Origin of the sequence: Streptomyces rectiviolaceus, from assembly GCF_039533825.1 — a bacterium.
GTDB lineage: Bacteria > Actinomycetota > Actinomycetes > Streptomycetales > Streptomycetaceae > Streptomyces > Streptomyces rectiviolaceus.
In genome coordinates, this window is the sequence record NZ_BAAAUG010000075.1 from 1 (window position 1) to 2,439 (window position 2,439).

The 2,439-nt window shown below is 74.6% G+C and carries 3 protein-coding genes; 2 read left to right on the forward strand and 1 reads right to left on the reverse strand.

Annotation, left to right across the window (positions count from 1 at the left end):
• Both ABD378_RS21300 and ABD378_RS21305 read left to right on the forward strand, forming a co-directional pair.
• Positions 1-557, forward strand: a 557-nt coding sequence (locus ABD378_RS21300; protein ID WP_344522529.1) for a hypothetical protein, incomplete at its 5' end; no start/stop codon positions are given.
• 295 nt (positions 558-852) lie between these two features.
• Positions 853-1,998, forward strand: coding sequence for a glycosyltransferase family 4 protein (locus ABD378_RS21305; RefSeq protein ID WP_344522530.1), 1,146 nt, complete (start codon positions 853-855; stop codon positions 1,996-1,998).
• 18 nt (positions 1,999-2,016) lie between these two features.
• Here ABD378_RS21305 and ABD378_RS21310 read toward each other — a convergent pair.
• The coding region (locus ABD378_RS21310) for a PucR family transcriptional regulator (protein WP_344522531.1) at positions 2,017-2,439 on the reverse strand (423 nt) is incomplete at its 5' end.

Here is a 2,439-nt window from a genome sequence, read left to right on the forward strand (position 1 = left end):
TCGCCGCGCTCGCCGTCCTCTCCGCGGGGGCGTGCGGGGCGTACGACGACGTGGCGGGGGAGGGTGATCCGCGCCGGGGTTTCCGTGCGCACCTGGGCGCGCTGCGGGACGGCGAAGTGACCAGTGGGGCCGTCAAGTTGTTCGGGATCTCCGCGGCCGGTCTCGCCGCCGGTGCGCTGCTCAAGGAGCGGCCGGTGGACAAGGTCCTTGCGGGCGTCGTGATCGCGGGCACCGCCCACTTCGTCAACCTCGTGGACGTACGCCCGGGAAGGGCCGCCGGAGCCGTGGTGGCGCTGGGAGCTCCGGGCTTGCTGCGCCAGGGCACGGGCGGGGTCCTCGCTGCCGCCTCCATGGGGGCCGCCGTGGCCGTGCTCCCGGAGGACCTGGGGGAGCGCGCCATGATCGGCGACGCCGGAGCGCACGCCTTGGGCGCGGCGCTCGGTACAGCCATCGCGGCGGGCAACGGCCGCGCGGGGGACGCGGCCCACGCGGCGGGGCTGGTGGCGGCCGCCGTTTACGGAGAGAGGGTCAGTGCCGCCGTGAGGGGCCTGGGCTAGCGTCGTCTCGGCCGCCCGGAAGCGAAGCCTCACGGCGGGATCCGCGACGGAGCCCGCGGCCGTGCCACGCCGAGCCTTCTGAAAGTCTTTCGCCCCGCACGTCCCCGCTGCGAAGATGCGGGGGCCGCAGATCGTCCGCGGTGCTGAAACCCCGTTGTCCTCACCCGTGTGGGTGATCCGGGTCAGGGAGTTGCCCGCCCGGACACGGAAGAGACCTTTCGGCGGTGCCGGAACGTCCGTACGGACTGGCATCCTTGGCGCAGCCCCCCGACGCCGACCCAGGAGCCCCGGCTACGTGAGCCACGTGAGCAGCCACTCACCGCACGGTCAGACCCCGCTGCACACCGTGCAAGTCCTGGGCGGTGGCAGCGCGGGCAGCAGTTCCCACGTCAGGTCGCTCGCCGCGGGCCTCGCGGCGCGGGGCGTGCGGGTCACGGTGTGCGCCCCCTCCGAGGCGGCCAGCGCCTACGACCTGACGGGCACCGGCGCCCAGCACGTCCACGTACCCCGCAGCAGCGACCCCGCATCCGTCGCCTCCCTCCGACTGGCCTGTGCCGACGCCGACCTCGTGCACGCGCACGGCATGCATGCCGCGCTCCGTGCCGCCCTCGCGCTCACCGGCCGCCGCATCCCCCTCGTCGTCACCTGGCACACCCGCGCGCACGCGGAAGGGGCGCGAGCCCGCGTCCTGCACCTCCTGGAGCGGCGCGTCGCCAAGGCCGCGGCCGTGGTCCTCGGCACCTCGTCCGACCTCGTCGACCGCGCCCGCAGCAGGGGCGCGCGGGACGCCCGCCTCGCCCCCGTCACGTTCCCCGCACCGCACGCGGCGGCCGGTGCGGCCGGTGCGGTCGAGGACGCCGATGGCCTTCGCCACAAGGCCCTCGCCGAACTCGGTGCCGTCGGGCGGCCGTTGATCGTCACGGTCGGCGCGCTCGAACGGCAGCGGGGCTACGACGTCCTCCTGGAGGCCGCGCGGGCATGGCGGCACCTCGACCCCCTGCCGCTCCTCGTCATCGCCGGTGAAGGGCCCGAGCGCGGCGCCCTGCAGCGCCGTATCGAGGGCGAAGGCCTTCCGGTCCGGCTCGTCGGGCGGCGCGACGACGTCCCCGAGATGCTCGCGGCGGCCGATCTCGTGGTGCTGCCCAGCAGTTGGGAATCCCGCTCCGTGCTCGCCCAGGAGGCCCTGCACGCGCGCGTGCCGCTCGTCGCGACCGCCGTCGGCGGCATCCCCGAACTGGTCGGCGACGCGGCCGAGCTCGTCCCGTACGGCGACGCCGAGGCCCTGGCCACCGCCGTCGCGCGCCTCCTCGCCGACCCCGGACTCAGGGAGCGGCTCAAGGACAAGGGCACGGCCCAGGCGGCGACGTGGCCGACCGAGGACGAGACGGTCACCCAAGTCCTGAGCGTCTACGACGAGTTGACGCAGCCGTTCGCGATGTAGCCCTGAGGCCCGCGGCCCCTACGCCACATGTCGGCGCGCCCGCAGCGCCAGACTCAGCGCGAGCACCGTCTGCGGGTCGTCCAGGTCCGTGCCGAGGAGTTCACTGATCCTGGCGAGGCGGTTGTAGAGCGTCTGACGGTTCAGATGCAGCTCGCGCGCCGTCTCCGCCTTGCGTCCCGCGTGGGCCAAATACGTCTGCAGGGTCGGAAGCAGCGGCGGCTTCGAGCGCTGGTCGTGGGTGCGCAGTGGGCCGATCGCGCGGTCCACGAACGCCGCGAGCGCCGAGTCGTCGTAGTTGTGCAGGCGCCACAGCAGCAGATCTATGTCCAGGCGCCGCGCGTCGTACCAGGGGCGGTCGATGAGGCCCTGCGCGGCCTTCGCCGTCTCCGCCGCGTGCCGCAGGCCCGCCGAAGCCGCCGAACCACCCGGCGAACCCCAGGG